The sequence below is a fragment of the Mycobacterium sp. D16Q13 genome (assembly GCF_002013375.1).
Classification (GTDB): Bacteria; Actinomycetota; Actinomycetes; order Mycobacteriales; family Mycobacteriaceae; genus Mycobacterium.
In genome coordinates this window covers 131,584-148,959 of record NZ_MAEW01000007.1, presented here as the reverse complement: position 1 = coordinate 148,959, position 17,376 = coordinate 131,584, and the positions used below count along the sequence as shown (strand labels likewise).

General features: G+C 64.3%; 17 protein-coding genes and 1 pseudogene. 10 read left to right on the top strand and 8 right to left on the bottom strand.

Translation table 11 applies throughout. The features are described from left to right. The first annotated feature begins 8 nt into the window (after nucleotides 1-8). On the top strand, nucleotides 9-548 hold the full coding sequence (locus B4400_RS07710; protein WP_078309172.1) for a GNAT family N-acetyltransferase: 540 nt from the start codon (nucleotides 9-11) through the stop codon (nucleotides 546-548). Between the two features lie 48 nt (nucleotides 549-596). Here the strand turns inward: B4400_RS07710 and B4400_RS07705 are convergent, their stop codons facing one another. The 3 genes from B4400_RS07705 to B4400_RS07695 are packed head-to-tail and all read right to left on the bottom strand — an operon-like array spanning nucleotide 597 to nucleotide 3,123. Next, complete coding sequence (locus B4400_RS07705) at nucleotides 597-827, bottom strand: hypothetical protein (RefSeq protein WP_078309171.1); 231 nt, start codon at nucleotides 825-827, stop codon at nucleotides 597-599. A 10-nt stretch (nucleotides 828-837) separates the two neighbouring features. Then, the gene (locus B4400_RS07700; protein WP_078309170.1) at nucleotides 838-2,007 is read right to left on the bottom strand and encodes a fatty acid desaturase family protein; all 1,170 of its coding nucleotides are present in this window, start codon (nucleotides 2,005-2,007) and stop codon (nucleotides 838-840) included. A gap of 24 nt (nucleotides 2,008-2,031) precedes the next feature. Further along, complete coding sequence (locus B4400_RS07695) at nucleotides 2,032-3,123, bottom strand: ferredoxin reductase (RefSeq protein ID WP_078309169.1); 1,092 nt, start codon at nucleotides 3,121-3,123, stop codon at nucleotides 2,032-2,034. 104 nt (nucleotides 3,124-3,227) lie between these two features. Between B4400_RS07695 and B4400_RS07690 the strand changes: the two genes are divergently transcribed. Continuing rightward, nucleotides 3,228-3,884, top strand: coding sequence for a TetR family transcriptional regulator (locus tag B4400_RS07690; protein WP_170914944.1), 657 nt, complete (start codon nucleotides 3,228-3,230; stop codon nucleotides 3,882-3,884). A gap of 15 nt (nucleotides 3,885-3,899) precedes the next feature. On the opposite strand, the gene B4400_RS24320 is transcribed toward B4400_RS07690, so the two are convergent. After that, nucleotides 3,900-4,061 (bottom strand): hypothetical protein, encoded by a 162-nt coding sequence (locus B4400_RS24320; RefSeq protein ID WP_139359845.1) that lies wholly within the window; start codon nucleotides 4,059-4,061, stop codon nucleotides 3,900-3,902. Between the two features lie 52 nt (nucleotides 4,062-4,113). On the opposite strand from B4400_RS24320, the gene B4400_RS07685 reads away from it, so the two are divergent. Beyond that, nucleotides 4,114-4,800: a guanylate cyclase gene (locus tag B4400_RS07685; RefSeq protein ID WP_170914951.1), complete on the top strand. Its 687-nt coding sequence runs from the start codon at nucleotides 4,114-4,116 to the stop codon at nucleotides 4,798-4,800. Here the strand turns inward: B4400_RS07685 and fdhD are convergent. Then, on the bottom strand, nucleotides 4,797-5,618 hold the full coding sequence (gene fdhD / locus B4400_RS07680) for a formate dehydrogenase accessory sulfurtransferase FdhD (RefSeq protein WP_078309166.1): 822 nt from the start codon (nucleotides 5,616-5,618) through the stop codon (nucleotides 4,797-4,799). The genes B4400_RS07685 and fdhD overlap by 4 nt on opposite strands. Further along, nucleotides 5,611-7,947: an FdhF/YdeP family oxidoreductase gene (locus B4400_RS07675; RefSeq protein WP_078309165.1), complete on the bottom strand. Its 2,337-nt coding sequence runs from the start codon at nucleotides 7,945-7,947 to the stop codon at nucleotides 5,611-5,613. Before B4400_RS07675 ends, fdhD begins: the two co-directional genes overlap by 8 nt. Nucleotides 7,948-8,221: 274 nt before the next feature. Between B4400_RS07675 and B4400_RS07670 the strand changes: the two genes are divergently transcribed. The 6 genes and pseudogenes from B4400_RS07670 to B4400_RS07645 all read left to right on the top strand — a co-directional run bounded on the left by B4400_RS07670 (nucleotide 8,222) and on the right by B4400_RS07645 (nucleotide 14,731). Then, nucleotides 8,222-10,183 (top strand): 2-oxoacid:acceptor oxidoreductase subunit alpha, encoded by a 1,962-nt coding sequence (locus B4400_RS07670; protein WP_078309164.1) that lies wholly within the window; start codon nucleotides 8,222-8,224, stop codon nucleotides 10,181-10,183. Then, a complete protein-coding gene (locus B4400_RS07665) occupies nucleotides 10,180-11,268 on the top strand; it encodes a 2-oxoacid:ferredoxin oxidoreductase subunit beta (RefSeq protein ID WP_078309163.1) in 1,089 nt (362 codons plus the stop codon). The genes B4400_RS07670 and B4400_RS07665 overlap by 4 nt, the downstream gene beginning before the upstream one ends. Before the next feature lie 145 nt (nucleotides 11,269-11,413). After that, nucleotides 11,414-11,722 carry a hypothetical protein gene (locus B4400_RS07660; protein ID WP_078309162.1) on the top strand — a complete coding sequence of 103 codons (309 nt, stop codon included), beginning with the start codon at nucleotides 11,414-11,416 and terminating at the stop codon, nucleotides 11,720-11,722. Nucleotides 11,723-12,581: 859 nt separating this feature from the next. Then, nucleotides 12,582-12,806 (top strand): annotated as a pseudogene (locus B4400_RS07655) (transglycosylase family protein); the annotation flags it as partial. A 93-nt stretch (nucleotides 12,807-12,899) separates the two neighbouring features. Then, nucleotides 12,900-13,466, top strand: coding sequence for a molybdenum cofactor guanylyltransferase (gene mobA / locus B4400_RS07650; protein ID WP_078309161.1), 567 nt, complete (start codon nucleotides 12,900-12,902; stop codon nucleotides 13,464-13,466). A gap of 5 nt (nucleotides 13,467-13,471) precedes the next feature. Beyond that, nucleotides 13,472-14,731, top strand: a complete 1,260-nt coding sequence (locus tag B4400_RS07645) for a YibE/F family protein (protein ID WP_170914943.1) — start codon at nucleotides 13,472-13,474, stop codon at nucleotides 14,729-14,731. Here the strand turns inward: B4400_RS07645 and B4400_RS07640 are convergent. Both B4400_RS07640 and B4400_RS07635 read right to left on the bottom strand, forming a co-directional pair. After that, on the bottom strand, nucleotides 14,728-15,420 hold the full coding sequence (locus B4400_RS07640) for a VOC family protein (RefSeq protein WP_078309159.1): 693 nt from the start codon (nucleotides 15,418-15,420) through the stop codon (nucleotides 14,728-14,730). The genes B4400_RS07645 and B4400_RS07640 overlap by 4 nt on opposite strands. Nucleotides 15,421-15,429: 9 nt before the next feature. Next, nucleotides 15,430-16,584 carry an FAD-dependent oxidoreductase gene (locus B4400_RS07635; RefSeq protein WP_078309158.1) on the bottom strand — a complete coding sequence of 385 codons (1,155 nt, stop codon included), beginning with the start codon at nucleotides 16,582-16,584 and terminating at the stop codon, nucleotides 15,430-15,432. A 127-nt stretch (nucleotides 16,585-16,711) separates the two neighbouring features. On the opposite strand from B4400_RS07635, the gene B4400_RS07630 reads away from it, so the two are divergent. Continuing rightward, the gene (locus tag B4400_RS07630) at nucleotides 16,712-17,326 is read left to right on the top strand and encodes a DUF937 domain-containing protein (RefSeq protein WP_078309157.1); all 615 of its coding nucleotides are present in this window, start codon (nucleotides 16,712-16,714) and stop codon (nucleotides 17,324-17,326) included. Nucleotides 17,327-17,376 lie beyond the last annotated feature (50 nt).

Sequence of the window (17,376 nt, the reverse complement as noted above, 5' to 3'; positions counted from 1 at the left end):
TTGTAGTGATGTCCACCGAGTTCATGAGTCAACCGACGCTAGAGGGACCAAGGCTCACCCTGCGTCCGTTGGAAGACGACGACCTTGAGCCGCTGTACCGTGCTGCCAGCGATCCGCTCATCTGGGCGCAGCACCCAAGCACGGACCGTCACCAGCGGCCGGTCTTCGAGAAGTGGTTTGTGGAGGCCCTCGCCGCGAAATCGCTTGTCATCGTCGATCATTCCACTGGGGAGATGATCGGCTCTTCTCGGTTTTACGAGTGGGATCCGGATAGGCGCGAGGTTGCGATCGGGTACACGTTCATCACCCGTGAATACTGGGGCGGCACGGTGAACGCCGAGCTCAAGACGCTCATGCTGGATTATGCGTTCATCAACGCCGACCTGGTGTGGTTCCATGTGGCCGCGGACAATCTGCGGTCGCAGCGTGCGCTCGCCAAGATCGGTGCCCACGAGCATCACCGCCAGAAGCGGGAGATCAACGGCGCGCTGGAGGACTACGTCTACTTCACGATCACGGCCGCAGACTGGCGAGAAGCCTCCGACTGAGCGCCACGTTGTCCGCGAAGCACAACGTGGCGCCCAGTCCTCGACCAATCAGCGTGTAGCCGGATCTTCGTCGACGTCCACATCGGACCGAGCGCTGTCCTGCTCGGCGCGCTGGGCCGCCTCACGCATCTCGAAGGCGTCCGTAGCGATCTCGCCGAGCTGCCGGGTGACGTCCACCACCGCGTTGGTGATGATCTTGGCGATCTCACCCACATGCTCGGCGGTCGACGACACGACCTCCTGGGCCAGGTCCTTATTGCGTTCGAACTTGCTCACCACGACACCTAACCTACGCGTCTACCAGCTCACCGCGCTCGTCAACGACCACGACCTCGGCCGGCTTACTTCCGCTCTTCTCCCGGTCTATGTGCACCACGAGCTCCTCCTCGCCGCGGAACCAGCCGTTAGGCAGGGACAGGCGAGCGATCTTCTTCCAGGTGGACGAGAGCTGGGCGAAGAGACCACCCGTGTTGTAGGGCAGGCCGTACTTCTGGCACAGCTCGCGCACCTCGGTGGCCATCTCCGGATAGCGATTGGCGGGCAGATCCGGGAACAGGTGGTGCTCGATCTGGTGGGACAGGTTGCCGCTCATGATGTGAAACAGCCTGCTGCCCTCGATGTTCGCGGAGCCGAGCAGCTGCCGGACATACCACTCACCACGTGTCTCGTTGGCGGTTTCCTCCTTGGAGAAGGTCTGGGTGCCGGACGGGAAGTGTCCGCAGAAGATGATCGAGAACGTCCACACATTGCGCACGAAATTGGCTGACATGTTGCCCAGGAAGGTGATCGGAAACAGCGGGCCGGTGAGCGCGGGGAAGATCACGTAGTCCTTGAGAACCTGCTTACTGGCCTTGCGCCACATGCCTTTGATCAACGGCTTCAGGTCGTACCATTTGCGCTTGCCCTTCACGATGTTCTCGGCCTCAAGCTCGTGCACCATGACGCCCCACTCGAAGAACACCATCAGGGCGGTCGCCCATGCCAGGTTGCCCAGGTAGTAGGGGTTCCACTTCTGTTCGGGTGCCATGCGCAGGATGCCGTAACCCACGTCGCGGTCCATGTCGACGATGTTGGTGTAGGTGTGGTGCAGGTAGTTGTGCGAATGCCGCCACTGGTCGGCGGGGCACACGGTGTCCCATTCGAAGTCGCGTGAGTTGAGGCCCTTTTCACGCATCCAGTCGTACTGTCCGTGCATGACGTTGTGGCCGATCTCCATGTTGTCGAGGATCTTGGAGACGGACAGCGCGCCCACCGCGGCGAGCCACACCGGCGGGATGAACCCCAGGTACATCAGGGCGCGTCCGGCGGCCTCGCAGCCGCGCTGCGTCTTGATGATCGAGTAGATGTACTCGCGATCACGGTCGCCCAGGTCGGCGACAACGCGCTCGCGCAATTCATCGAGGTCCTTGCCCAGCGCCTCGATATCGGCTGCGCTGATGGTGATTTCGTTGCTTGGCATCGGACTGCTCTCCTTCAGGGCTGTTTAGAGGTTGATTGAGACGTCGCCGACGGGGGCGGTGATGCAGAGCTGGATGTGCTGATCGGGGTCGTCATTCTCGTCGCCGGTGCGCAGGTTCCGGGTGCATCCGGATGTCTTCACCGCCGTGCAGGCGAAGCAGATTCCCATTCGGCAGCCGAACTCGGGCTGCAGTCCGGCGGCCTCGGCCTGTTCGAGGATGGGCCGGCCGTCGTTTTCGGCGGTGATATCGGAGGTGGCGAATCGCAGCACGCCCCCGGCCTCCCCGGTGGTGCCCGACGTGGTGAGGGTGAACTCCTCGGTGTGCAGGCGGTCGGAGAGTCCGCGCTCGGCGAACAGCGTGCTCACCGCCTCGTGCAGCGAGGGCGGTCCACACAGGAACGTTTGAGCGTCCGCACTCCAGGGCGCGATCGCATCGAGCTGCGCGGCACTGAAGTGCTGGCCGCCGTCGCGCGTGTACTCCGTGTGCACGGTGACCGAGGGCACCTCGCCGAGGGCGGTGAGCTCGCGTGCGTACGCGTTGTCCGCGGCTGTCGGCGCGTAGTAGAGCACCGCAAGCTGGCCCGGGTACCCATTGCCGATGAGTGTTCTCGCCATTGAGAGAACGGGTGTAATCCCACTACCGGCCGCGATCAGAACTGTCCGGATGGGTCGCGGCGAGGGGAGGACGAAGGTGCCGGAGGCCGGGGTGATGCTGTACACGTCGCCGACCGCGGCGTGTTTGTACAGGTGGTTGGACACCAGCCCGTCGGGTCTGCGGGCGATGGTCAGCTCGATGATGTCGCGGGCGTCGTCCGCGCAGGACGGCGAGAAGCAGCGGACATGCCGGACGCCGTCGATGACGACGCCCAACTGTACGAACTGACCTGCGCGAAAGCCCCTGAACTGGTGGGTGGTGCGCAACGTTAAGGTCACCGATCGGGTGGTACGGCGCTGCACGCGAACGACGCGGGCGCGAGCCTCTTCCCAGGTGATCATCGGGTCGACGAGCTCGAGATACCGGTCGACCGCGTGCGGGGTAAGTGCGGCTGTCAGCAGCCGGCCCAGTGAGGATTCAGGAGTCAGGATGCGTCGGGTGGCTTTAGTTAGAAATGTCATTCGAACTCCCTCCATTAGGTTAACGAATGTACACTGAAATTGTGAACCAACAGGCCCCCACTCAGTCAAGCCGCAATCACCGTGTCGGTCATCACAGCGATACAGTGACCGCTATGACCAGTCGTCGTGAACGGGGACCGCATGCGGGTGTCTCCACGCGGCGTGAATCGGTTCGGGGTGAGCAGAAACTGCGCACCAGGACCTCGCTGATCGAGGCGGCTCTCGAACTTTCACGAACCCAGGCCTTCTCCGGGCTCAGCCTGCGCGATGTGGCCCGTGGAGCGGGGATCTCGCCGACGGCCTTCTATCGCCACTTCTCGTCGCTCGATGACTTGGGCGTCGCGTTGGCGGAGGAAGGGATGCGCATAGCGCGGGGTATCGCGCGGGAAATCCGGCGACGTGAACCGGCGTCATTGGCGGAGGCCATGCGGATTCTTGCCGAGCAGGTGCAGGAAAACCCTGATCAGCTGAGGTTTGTTGTCACCGAGCGGTACACCGCACCCACCGAGGTGCGGCGGGCCGTGAACATCGAGATGCGGCTGCTCGCGGGGGAGCTGGCGATCGATCTGGCGCGCCGCGACCAGATGCGCCTGTGGGATTCCGCCGACCTCACGACGGCAGCCAACCTGATTTTGTCGATCGCCGCCAACGCGGTGGCCGAGTTGGTGCAGCCCGACGCCGAGACCGACGACGTCGTCGAGAGCGCGACCAGCGCGCTGACGATGGCCTTTGTCGGCCTGCAGAACTGGCGCTCCCAGTAGTCGAGAGTTCGCTCGCTAGTCGCGGCGCTCCGCCTCGCCGAGTCGCTGATGCAGCCGGTCGCGGATCTCATCCACCGTGTACGCCTCGCGTTTGCGTTGATCGCGCACGACTAGCACGCCCCCTGCTGCCACCCCGACGGCCCCGGCGAGCCCGAGCCACTTCCACATGTTGGCCATCGGACCAGGTTACGGTGCGGGGATGAGCCGCTTGCGTGATGACGGTCGGGCCGTGTCGATCGATGAGGCGCTCGATGCGACGCGCACCGGTGACATCTGGGTGTTCCGCGGACGTTCGGGCCCCGATCGACTCATCCAGACGTTGTCGAACAGCCCGGTCAACCACGTCGGCATGACGGTGGCGATCGACGATCTGCCGCCGCTCATGTGGCACGCCGAACTGGGCAACAAACTCACCGACGTGTGGACCGGCGACAACCATCGGGGAGTGCAGCTCCACGATGCGCGCGCGGCGATCGAGCGATGGGCGCACGTGTATGGACAGCGGTGCTGGCTTCGGCAGCTGAGCCCGCGGGTAACCCGCGAGCAGGAGGACGCCGCACTGCGCGTCGTGGCCAGGATGGACGGGACGCCGTTTCCAGCCACCGCGCGATTGACCGGTCGCTGGATGCGTGGACGGCTTCCCACGGTTAGCGACCTCACCCGCGGACTGCCCTTCGTGCACAAGAAGGTTCGTGAGGTGGCCGAGCGGGACATCACAAAGCAACGGCAGGCTGGACTGGAGACAGCGTTCTGCGCCGAGACGGTGGCGATCACCCTCGAGGAGATGGGGCTGCTCATTACCGAGAAGCGCTCGAACTACTTCGACCCGGGATCGTTCTGGAGTGGCGACGACTTGCCGATGGCGCCGGGGTACTCGCTGGGCAGGGAGATCGCGGTTGAGGTGCCGGAGGGTTAGATAACCCGATCCATCCGGGTGTAGACGTTCATGCTGTCCTCGCGCAGGAAGGCGACGAGCGTCATCCCCGACTGCGCCGCGAGGTCTACCGCCAGCGAGGACGGCGCCGACACCGCGGCCAGAATCGGAATTCCCGCCATGGTTGCCTTCTGCGCGAGCTCGAAGGAGGCCCGCCCACTGACCAGCAGCACGGTCGCAGCGAGGGGTACGCGGTCGTTTTCGAGGGCCCACCCGATGACCTTGTCCACCGCGTTGTGCCGGCCAATGTCCTCGCGCACCACCAGCATGGTTCCGTCCACGGTGAACAGCGCCGCGGCGTGAAGCCCGCCGGTCATCGCGAAAACCTTTTGCGCTGAACGAAGTTTGTCGGGCAGTCCCACCAGTGTGTGCGAGTCGATGGTGGAGGGGTCGTCGCCGGGGGAGAAGCGGCTGATGGTGCGCACCGCCTCCAGTGAGCCCTTACCGCAGACGCCGCAGGAGGAGGTGGTGTAGAAATTCCTCGTCACCGCCGGGTCGGGTGCGGGAACCCCGGGCGCCAGGGTGACATCCAGAACGTTGTAGGTGTTCAGGCCGTCGGGTCCGTCGCCCTGGCAGTAGCGCACGGTCAGCAGGTCCTCGCGGCTGTCGATGACACCCTCGGTGAGCAGGAACCCTTGGGTGAGTTCGACATCTGATCCGGGGGTGCGCATGGTGACGGCCACCGCACGCCCATTCACCCGAATTTCCAGGGGTTCCTCGACGACGAGCGTCTCGCTGCGGTCACCTCGTCCGACACCTTCGATACGCCGGATCTTGCGGTTGTCGGTGACCCTACCCACGGGCCACCAATCGAATCACGACCGCCTTCGACACCGGGGTGTTGGACCTTTCGGCGACATGGTCAAGGGGGACAAGCGGATTGGTCTCCGGATAGTAGGCGGCGGCATTGCCTCGCGGGGTGGAGTACGGCACCAGGAGAAAGTCCTCGGCTCGGCGCTCCTCCAGCACCCCGTCAGCGCCCAGGTACTCAGATACCAGATCAACCCGCGCGCCCTCGCTCAACCCGAATGCCGCAAGATCTTCCGGGTTGACGAAAACCACCCGACGGCCGCCCTTGACGCCTCGGTAGCGGTCGTCCAGGCCGTAGATGGTGGTGTTGTATTGGTCATGGCTGCGCAGTGTCTGCAGCACTAACCGGCCCGGGGGCACCGGCACCCACTCCAACGGTGCCACTGAGAAATTGGCTTTACCTGTGTGGGTGGGGAACTGGCGCTCGTCGCGAGGCGGGTGTGGTAGCGCGAACCCATCCGGCCGGCGAACCTTGGTGTTGTAATCGGCGCATCCGGGCACCACCCGTGAGATGGCATCGCGGATGGTGTCATAGTCGTCGACAAACCGGCCCCACGGCACCGGGTGTCCGGGCCCCAGGATGGTGTGTGCCAGTTGGCATACGATGGCTACCTCGCTGCGCAGCATCGTGCTGGGTGGGTGCAGGCTGCCGCGCGACAGATGCACCATGGACATCGAATCTTCCACGGAAACAAGCTGTTTACCGGATTCTTGGATGTCTCTGTCGGTGCGTCCGAGGGTGGGCAGGATAAGTGCGGTGCGTCCATTCACCAGGTGACTGCGGTTGAGCTTGGTGGAGATCTGCACGGTCAGTGCGCAATTGCGTAGTGCGGCCTCGGTAACTGCAGTGTCCGGGGTGGCCGACGCGAAGTTGCCGCCCATGCCGATGAACACCGAGACCTTGCCGTCCCGCATGGCGCGGATCGCATCAACCGTGTCGAATCCGTGCTTACGGGGGGTGGTGATGCCGAACTCGGAATCCAGTGCGGCCAGGAAGGTTTCTGGCATTTTTTCCCAGATGCCCATGGTGCGGTCGCCCTGGACGTTCGAGTGACCGCGCACAGGGCACACTCCGGCACCCGGCTTGCCGATCATGCCGCGCATCAGCAGCAGATTCGTCGCTTCACCGATGGTGGCAACCGCGTGCCGATGCTGGGTGAGGCCCATGGCCCAGCAGAAGATGGTGCGTTTCGATTCGGCTAAGAGTGTGGCAACCGTTTGTAACTGGGCCATCTCGATACCCGTTGCCTGCGTGACGGTTTCCCAGTCGACCGTCCGCGTCCGCGCGGCCCATTCCTCGTAGCCTGCGCAATGCTCATCGATGAACTGCCGGTCGACGACGCTCCCGGGGTTGGCGTCTTCGGCCTCCAGCAGCAGCCGGCCCAGCCCTGCGAAGAGCGCCATATCGCCACCGAGGCGGATCTGCACGAACTCGTCGGCGATCGCCACGCCGTGGCCGATCACGCCGTTGACCTTCTGTGGGTCCTTGAATCGGAGCAGCCCGGCCTCGGGGAGCGGGTTGACGGCAATGATCTTGGCGCCGTTGGCTTTCGCCTTCTCCAATACCGACAGCATGCGGGGATGGTTGGTACCGGGATTCTGGCCGGCGATGAGAATGACGTCGGCGTGCTCGATATCGGGCACGGACACTGAGCCCTTACCGATGCCGATCGAGTCCGTCAGCGCGGTGCCCGACGACTCGTGGCACATGTTGGAACAGTCGGGCAGGTTGTTGGTGCCCAGGCTGCGGACCAGCAGCTGGTAGCAGAATGCGGCCTCGTTGCTCGTGCGCCCCGAGGTGTAGAAAACCAGGCGGTCCGGGTCGGTGGTGGCCTTGATCTCGTGGGCGATGAGCTCGTACGCGTCGTCCCAATCAATCGGCCGGTAATGCGATTCGCCCGGGCGCAGCACCATCGGGTGGGTCAGTCGACCTTGCTGGCTGAGCCAGTATTCGGGCATCTCGCGGAGTTCCTCCACGGAGTGCTGGGCGAAAAATGCCGGGGTGACTGTGCGCTTAGTCGCTTCTTCCGCGACCGCTTTGGCCCCGTTCTCGCAGAACTCGGCAAGTTTGCGGTGACCCGGGGTTTCGGGCCACGCGCAACCTGGGCAGTCAAAACCGTGGCGTTGATTCAGCTTGGCCAGCGTCGCGGCAGTGCGCAATGGCCCCATTTGTTCGAAACCGCGTTGCAGGGAAACGCCGACAGCGGTCATCCCCGCGGCGACGTCCTTGGCTCCCGTGACGTCGACGTGGGATTCGCCATTTTCGCCCGGGTCGTGTTCTGCGCCTTGAACAACCGTCGGTATCCGGTGTCCCGTCATAGTTCTCATTCTGGCCCTATCGCGGGTGTCTGGGTGCCGCAACCCCCGAATGCTGCTCCCGGGTGGCGGCGCAGAGAGGCAACCAAGCAGATGCTTGGCCCATCCTTGTGATTTGCCTCACGTCTACTGGTGGGTAGTGAGGTAACGGCACAGGCCAGGCCGCAGGTGGCGACTCGACACGTGTCAAGTTTCGCGCCTGCGGGTATGCCCTCGTCAAGGTCAGCGGTGTGAAAGTGCAATAATCGGTACCGAGAGTGACAGAAAACTCTGCTGAATGGTGGCGTACGTACCGTCACCGCCAGAGTTCGTCGTGAAAGGTAGGTCACCGGTGGGCGACGGAGCCGTATCGGAGAAGCTGGAAAAGGTCGTCATCCGGTTTGCTGGAGACTCTGGCGACGGTATGCAGCTCACCGGAGACCGATTCACTTCCGAGGCTGCCGTCTTCGGCAATGACCTCGCAACCCAGCCGAACTACCCCGCCGAGATCCGGGCCCCTCAGGGCACGCTCCCCGGTGTTTCGTCTTTCCAGATCCAGATTGCCGACTATGACATCCTCACCGCGGGCGACCGGCCCGATGTGCTGGTGGCGATGAACCCGGCCGCACTCAAGGCCAATATCGGCGATCTGCCCCGCGGCGGCATGGTGATCGCCAACTCAGACGAGTTCACCAAGCGCAATCTGGCCAAGGTCGGCTATCAGTCCGATCCGCTGGAGCACGACGACATGTCGGACTACGTGGTCTATCAGGTTCCGATGACCACGCTGGCGCTGGGCGCTGTCGAGTCCGCCGGGGTCTCCAAGAAGGATGGCGCGCGCACCAAGAACATGTTCGCGTTGGGGCTGTTGTCCTGGATGTACCACCGTCCGCTTGAGGGCACCGAGCAGTTCCTGCGTGAGAAGTTCGCGAAGAAGCCCGATGTGGCCGAGGCCAACATCCTGGCTTTCCGGGCGGGCTGGAACTACGGCGAGACCACCGAAGCCTTCGGCACCACCTACGAGGTCGCCAAGGCGTCGCTTCCCGCGGGCGAGTACCGCCAGGTCTCGGGTAACACGGCATTGGCCTACGGCGTTGTCGCTGCGGGCCAGCTCGCCAAGACTCAGGTGGTGCTCGGTACCTACCCGATCACCCCGGCATCGGACATCCTGCATGAGCTGAGCAAGCTCAAGAACTTCGGCGTGCTGACCTTCCAGGCCGAGGATGAAATCGCGGGAATCGGTGCCGCCCTGGGCGCTTCGTTCGGCGGCGCCCTCGGTGTCACCAGCACCTCTGGTCCCGGTGTGGCGCTCAAGAGTGAGGCGGTGGGTCTTGCGGTGATGACGGAACTGCCGCTGCTGGTGATCGACGTGCAGCGCGGCGGACCGTCGACAGGCCTGCCGACTAAGACCGAGCAGGCGGACCTGCTGCAGGCCCTGTACGGCCGCAACGGCGAGTCGCCCATCGCGGTGCTGGCCCCGCGTTCGCCCTCGGACTGCTTCGATATCGCCGTCGAGGCGGTGCGGATTGCGCTCACCTACCGGACCCCGGTGATGATCCTGTCCGATGGCGCGATCGCCAACGGCTCTGAGCCGTGGGCCATCCCGGATATCGCGAGCTACCCGGCGATCGAGCACACCTTCGCCACCCCCGATCAGGACTTCGCGCCTTACAACCGCGATCCGGAGACGCTGGCCCGGCAGTTCGCCGTTCCGGGTACTCCCGGTTTGGAGCACCGCATCGGTGGTCTGGAGAAGGCCAACGGTTCGGGCAATATCTCGTACGACCCGGCCAACCACGACCTCATGGTGCGGTTGCGTCAGCTCAAGATCGACGGAATCACGGTGCCGGACTTGGAGGTCGACGATCCGACCGGTGATGCGCAACTGCTGATGGTCGGGTGGGGCAGCTCTTACGGCCCAATCGGTGAGGCATGCCGTCGCGCTCGCCGTAAGGGACTCAAGGTGGCTCACGCCCACCTGCGCCATCTCAACCCGTTCCCGACGAACCTGGGTGAGGTGCTGCGTAAGTACCCGAAGGTCGTTGCGCCGGAGATGAACCTCGGACAGCTGTCGCTGCTGCTGCGCGGAAAGTTCCTTGTGGATGTGCAGTCGGTGACGAAGGTGCAGGGCATGGCCTTCCTCGCCGATGAGGTCGAAGAAATCATCGATGCGGCCCTGGATGGGTCGCTCGCCGAAAAGGAAAGTCAGAAGGCTGTTCTCGCGCGTGAATCCGCGGTGGCCGTAGGGGATCGAGCATGACCGACGTACTCAATGGAACTGGCAGCCTCAACGGTTTGGAGCTTGGCCTGACCGCCAATGCTCTGGTACCGACTACTGATGTGGAGCAGAAGTCGAAGGACTTCACCTCCGATCAAGAGGTGCGCTGGTGCCCGGGTTGCGGTGACTACGTCATCCTCAACACCATCCGTGGCTTCCTGCCGGAGCTTGGCCTCAAGCGCGAGAACATCGTGTTCATCAGCGGTATCGGCTGCTCCAGCCGGTTCCCGTACTACCTGGACACCTATGGCATGCACTCGATCCATGGGCGCGCACCGGCCATCGCGACCGGCCTGGCGCTGGCTCGCGAGGATCTTTCGGTGTGGGTGGTGACCGGTGACGGTGACGCACTGTCCATCGGCGGTAACCACCTGATCCACACCCTGCGCCGCAACGTGAACCTGACGATCCTGTTGTTCAACAACCGGATCTACGGCCTCACCAAGGGGCAGTACTCGCCGACCTCCGAGACCGGCAAGGTCACCAAGTCGACGCCGATGGGGTCGCTGGACTACCCCTTTAACCCGGTGTCGCTGGCACTGGGTGCCGAGGCCACGTTCGTGGGACGGGCCCTGGATTCGGACAAGAAGGGTCTCTCGGAGGTGCTGCGCGCCGCAGCCGCCCACCGCGGTTCGGCACTCGTGGAGATCTTGCAGGACTGCCCGATCTTCAACGACGGGTCCTTCGACCTGTTGCGCAAGGAAGGCGCCGAGCAGCGCGTCATCAACGTGAGCCACGGCCAGCCGATCACCTTCGGCGCCGAGGGCGAACTCTGCGTCATCCGTTCGGGTTTCGGCCTTGAAGTGGCCAAGACCGCGGATGTGAAGGCCGAGGACATCGTGGTGCATGATGCGCATACGGATGATCCGGCCTACGCCTTCGCGTTGTCGCGGTTGTCCGAGCAGGACCTTGAGCACACCGTGATGGGTGTGTTCCGCAGCGTGCAGCGGGCGACCTATGACGATCTGGCCCGTGAGCAGCTGACCGCTGCCGCGGCCGCCAAGCCGAGTGACACCGCGGCATTGCAGGCGCTGCTGACCGGCCGGGACACCTGGACCGTCAGCTAGACCGAGAGCCAGGTATTCGGATGCTTCGGCGTCTCCTCGCGCGCGATGGGCGGTTGCTCTCGTAGGATGCAGGGACGTTGATGCTTCCGGGCCACAGCCGGTGCGGGACACAACCTTCATGCCCTAGATACGAGGTGAGAAGGCCGTGAGGCAGTCGCTGATTGCGGTAGCAACAGTTGTGGCGATGATCGGTGTCTCGTTGGGTGGTGCCGATACGGCAGCGGCCGCCCCGGGGGGCGGCAACGCCAACGATGTCATCAACGAGCTCAAGGCCAATGGGTACCGGGTGATCATTACCAGGAGCGGGGGCGGCGACTTGAGCAAGTGCACGGTCACCTCGGTGGAAAAGCAGTCCCCGGTGACGGATGTGGGCGCGGGGCGCGATGCGCAGAACTATCCGACTACCGTCCCGGTGACCTCGCGCAAGATCGCGGTAGTCGCGCTGCGCTGCTGACCGAAATCCTGAAATACCTTCTACCGCAAATAGTTCTGCGCGCCGGCCGGAGAACGTGATCGCGGCGTCCTTGGCATCACGTACGGCGCTCGTGCGCTGCCTTTGTCGTGTGTGACCGGCGAATCGGTCTGTGTGCCAACTTTTTTCGCTCGAAGTGCGTAAGGCGACGCGGAATGGTTACATTGTTTCTCCGGCAATTATGTGTCGCGATTGATAATTGGCAAATAGTGTTACGCCTGATATCAGAGTGAATAGAGTGAATTTGTCAATTCGCCACGCCGTATGTTGTTGAAGTTCCTATTGTTACTTGAGTGATTTGCCGCAATGGTGGCCGGGCTCACAAATTCGGCGTGATCTGACTCACTTATCGCAGGTAGGGCCAACACTAAGAGAACCTGAGAATTTCCTAAGTGACCTGGGGTTAGTCGCTGGCAATTGGCTCTGTAATCGTTTCGTTATTGGTTTGGGATGTGCGTGTCGTGAGGTGACTTTCGCTGAATGGTTCCGTACGGTCCGACACGTCAACAAATCGGAGCAAAACTCCGAACCGTGAACCCTGTGTGCAAATGGGGCCAGGAACGCTGCGAGGCGGTCTGGCCGCCGGCCACCACAAGCCGGTGAGGCAGCAGCCGCCTCCCTTGTCGCGCCCGACCGAGACGGCGCGATCCGACGACGATGTCCACCTCGCCTGGAGGTGTGCCTGAACCCGCTGCGGTATCCGCAAGCGGGTGATGTTCGGTGCGTGCCCGGCGAGAGGAACGACATGAATTACATCCGCAAAACGCTAACCGCAGCAGCCATCACCGGCGCGCTAGTCGCGGCTCCGATGGCGCTGGCTGGAACAGCGAGTGCGGATCCGGTCAACTGGGATGCCATCGCGAACTGCGAGTCCGGTGGCAACTGGGGAATCAACACCGGAAACGGCTACTACGGCGGTCTGCAGTTCAACATGGGCACCTGGCGCTCCAACGGCGGCTCCGGCTCCCCGCACCTTGCTTCGCGCGAGGAGCAGATCCGGATTGCCGAGAACGTGCTGGCCCGTCAGGGTATCGGCGCATGGCCCGTCTGCGGACGGCGCGGCTAGACCCGAGAACCACAGCTCGACCACATACAAGCCACCAGGGGCGATGACGTTCCCCTTGGTGGCTTGTGTGGTTTCTGTGCGTACCTTTCTTCCATGGACCAACTCGCGGCAGTGGTGCTCACGGGCGGGGCGTCGCGCCGCATGGGGCGCGATAAGGCGGCCATCCGCTGGGGCGGGCAGACATTGGCCGAACGCGCGGTGCGAACGGTGAGCTCACGCTGTGCACCGGTGATCGTGGTGCGCGCGCCCGGGCAGGACATCGGGGATCTGCAGGCGGTCATCGTGGATGACCTTCAACCCGGCCAGGGGCCACTGGTGGCGCTGGGGCAGGGGCTACGGGCCGCCGGGGACAGAGGGGCTGGCAGAGCCTTCGTCTGTGCCGTCGACATGCCCCTGATCTCTGCGGCACTTGTCGAGGAACTCGCGACCGGCAGCGGTCGCATCGTCTTGGCCGCCGCCGTCGGCCGGGATCACTACCTGGCCGCCCTCTATGACATAGGCCTATGCGACACCATTGATGAGTTGACCTCAGCGGGGGAACGCCGGATCGGCGCACTGATTGAGCGCGTTGGTGCGCAACGAATTTCGATATCCGACCCGGCATGGGTCGTGAACGTGAACACAGAGGCGGATCTGAACGCCTTGCCACCTCTACCCTGACAGGCGTGTCGCATTCTCATAGTCATTCCCACGCGATGCCGACGGGTCCGGCACCTCTTGGATCCAGCGCAGCCCGGATCGTGGTGGGTCTGCTCGCCGCGATGGGGGTCGCGGTCCTTATCGGGCTGGTGACGTTGTGGCCCGAGCATCGCACCGTGGACATTCCGCTGCCGTATCAAAACGCCCACGGTGGCGCGGTAACCACGGAGTCGGGCACGGTGCTGTCGACGCGCCTCGGCGAATGCGGCAGCCCGTCTACCGGGCAGGTGCTCACCGCCGACCCCGCAGCGGGGCAGACACCCGAATCGTCCTGTGCGCTTGACCTCATCGCCATCACCTCCGGCCCCAACTCGGGGGCCAAGACTCAGCTGGAGTTCACTTCCGGTGGTGGGCAACCGACTCTCGCTGCCGGAGAACACATCCGGATCACCAGACAGGTCGACGCGCAGGGCGCCACCACCTACAGCTTCTACGACTACGAACGCACCTGGCCCTTGATCGCTGTCGCCGCGGCGTTCGCGATAGTCATCTGTCTGGTGGCGCGCTGGCGTGGATTGCGTGCACTAGTCGGTATTTTTGTGGCCTTCCTGGTGCTGGCCGTCTTCCTGCTTCCGGCGCTACGTGACGGCGGCCCTGCGCTACCGCTGGCACTGATCGCGTCGGCCACGATCCTGTTCGTCGTCATCTACCTTGCCCACGGGGTCAGCATGCGCACCAGCGCGGCGCTGCTGGGTACGCTCACGGCGATGCTTTTTGCCGCGGGACTGTCCTGGGCCGTCATCGAGGTGACGCACCTGACGGGCCTGTCCGACGAGCAGAACAACGAAGTCGCCGCGTACATGGGGGGAGTGTCGATATCCGGGCTGCTGCTGGCCGGGTTCATCATCGGATCGCTCGGTGTTCTCAACGATGTGACCGTCACTCAGGCGTCCACGGTGTTCGAACTGGCAGAGCTGGGCGATGGCTCCACCCGTAAGGGCGTGTTCCTGGGTGCCATGCGGGTTGGGCGCGATCACATCGCCAGCACGGTCTACACGCTCGTGCTGGCGTACGCGGGGAACTCGCTACCGCTCATGCTGCTGTTCAGCGTCGCCAACCGCTCCCTGGGTGACGTGCTGACAAGCGAAGGTGTGGCCATCGAGATCGCCCGGTCCGCGGTGGGCGGTATCGCACTGGTGCTCTCGGTTCCCCTGACGACGGCCATCGCGGCGGCCCTGGCGACCCCCCGTCAAGCGCGTGTCGCCGAAGGCGGGCACGCGGCCTAGCCGAAGGCGCAGAACTCGTTTCCGTCCGGGTCGGTCAGCACGGTCCAGCGGATATCGGTATCGGGGCCGCGCAGTGCGCGGGCACCGTCGTGCACCAATTCGGCGGCGTCGGCGCGCACATCCCAGTGCCAGCGGTTCTTCACCACGCGCTCGTCGGCAACCCGGACGAATTTCCAGATGAGGTCACCCCATCCGGCGCCGTCGCGCAGCCACCGCAGGGTGCCGTCGGAGCCGGGAGTAAGTGTGCCGCCGACGAGACCCTGCCACCACCGGGCGAGTTCCACCGGTCTGTCGCTATCGGTGCACACTGCGAAGAGGCTTGCGGGCGTCTCGCTTTCGAGATGGGGGTCGAGGAACGCGCAAAACTCGTTGCCCTCGACGTCGGCCATCACGACCCAATCAGGTTCGGTTGTCAGTACCGTCGCGCCCAGCGCGGTGAGGTCCTCCGGGGCGCGCGCATACACATCGAAGTGCACACGGTTCTTGACGGACTTGGCCTCCGGGACACGATTGACCCAGATGTCGACATCCTTGCCGCGCCGGATCAGGGCCTCGCCGGCCTCGTCGATATCGATCTCGCCGCCGATGGCCGCGGCCCAGAACTTGGCCACGGGCACCGGCAGTATCGCGTCGATGCAGAAGTCCTTGAGACTGGCGCTGGGCGCGGGCTCCGGCCCGGGAAGGGACACAGGGAGATCCTAGGGGTGAACCGCTATGTCGCACGCGTCATATCCGGCAATGCCCTGGAGCTGCCGCCAGAACAACGAGGCGGGTAGCCGGCCCGAAGCGCGTACCAGCAGCCCGCCCAACGCCGCGGGCCGTGCAAAGGTCGCGTGCCCGATCTGGCGGCTTCGATTGACTACCACCCGGGTACGGGACTTTCGCCGGCGCGCGTACTCGCGGAAAGCGCTTGGCAGAGAGGAACGTTCAGATATCGCGGCGCCGAGTACGGCGGCATCCTCGAGCGACTGGCATCCACCCTGGCCCAGGTGTGGCCGCATCGGATGCGCGGCGTCACCGACCAGTACCACCCGACCGCCGGTGATCCGGCGCAGACGTCCGCGGTCGTAGATATCGCCGCGGAGCACCGATGACTCGTCGCTCTGGCCCAACAGGTCCGGTATGGGTTCCGCCCACTTGCTGAACTTTCTTGCCAAGTAGTCGATTTCGCCGTCAGATGCGCGCTGCGCCTCGTGGGATCGCTCGCCGGCGAACCAGTAGGTGCGGCCGCCAGGCATGGGCAGATGGCCGAATTCGATCCCCGGTCCCATGGTGACCCCTGCTAGCTCATCCGGAATCGCAACCTCGGCGATACCGCGCCACGCCGTGTATCCGGAGTATCGGAACGAGAGGGGTCCGTTGAGATATTGGGCAGCCAGCGATCCGATCCCGTCCGCTCCGATGACCGCGGCGGCGGTGAGCGACACGCCGTCGGACAGCTCGACAGAGGTCCCGTGCAGCCCATCTCGGACGTTGCTCACTCGCGCGCCGTAGCGCACGGTTCCCGGTGCGAGCCGGGTGGCCAGAATTGCCAGGAGTTGATTGCGTTCGGTGACCGCGACAGGTTCGCCCACTGCCTTGGTGAGTTGTCCGTTCGGCGGTTGCCGCAGTATTCGCCCGTCGTGCCAGCGCACCATGCCTGCCTCCACGCGTGCGCTGGCGTCACGCACATCGTCGCCGACGCCGAGGGCATCGCATGCCGCTAATGCATTGGGCCACAAGGTAATCGCGTATCCGGTGGAGGTGCCGTCCCGGTCGTCGAGAACGATGACATCACGTCCTGACTGTTGTAACGCGACTGCGGTGGCCAGGCCGGCGATACCGGCACCAACCACGACGATGTGGCCGCTCATAGCTTGACGTTATGGGTGGACCCCACAGGGGTAAAGGGTCTGAGGTTGTGATGTTCGGCATTCGTTCACTCGGGGCTGATCTGCTTGGCTAAGGTTTACCAAACCCCAGTTATCTAGGAGGAGACCCATGGCCACACTCGACGAGCTGCTCAACGAGATTCCCACCGACCAGATCGCAGCGAAGCTTGGGGTCGACAGCGAGACCGCCGACAAGGCGATCAAGTCCGTGGTGCCGCTGCTTGTGGGCGGATTCCAGGCCAATGCCGACGACCCGGATAAGGCCGCTGATCTGCAGGCCAATGTCAGCAGCGCCCCCAGCACCCTTCTCGACGGCGGAGTGAACGTTGAGGATGTCGATCAGAACGCAGGCAACGCGGTCGTCGCTTCGCTGTTCGGCGACAACAACGCCGACGATGTCGCCGCGAAGCTGGCCGGGGCGGGCGCGGGTAGCAGCGACCTGATCAAGCAGCTGCTGCCGATCCTCGCTCCGATCGTTCTGGCCTTCGTCGCCAAGAAGCTCACCGGCGGCGGCGCGCAGGCCGCGCCCGCAGAGGCGCCCGCGGCCAGTGGCGGCGGTATCGGTGACATCCTGGGCAACATCCTCGGCAGCGCCGTCGGCGGCGGGGCGGCCTCGGGCGGGAACAACCCGCTCGGCAGCATCCTGGGCAGCGTGCTCGGCAGCAAGGGCGGCAGCGACGCCCTCGGCAGCATCCTCGGCGGACTGCTCGGCGGCAAGAAGTAGCCACACGGCAGAAGACGAAACCACCCGGCGCCTCACGGACCGGGTGGTTT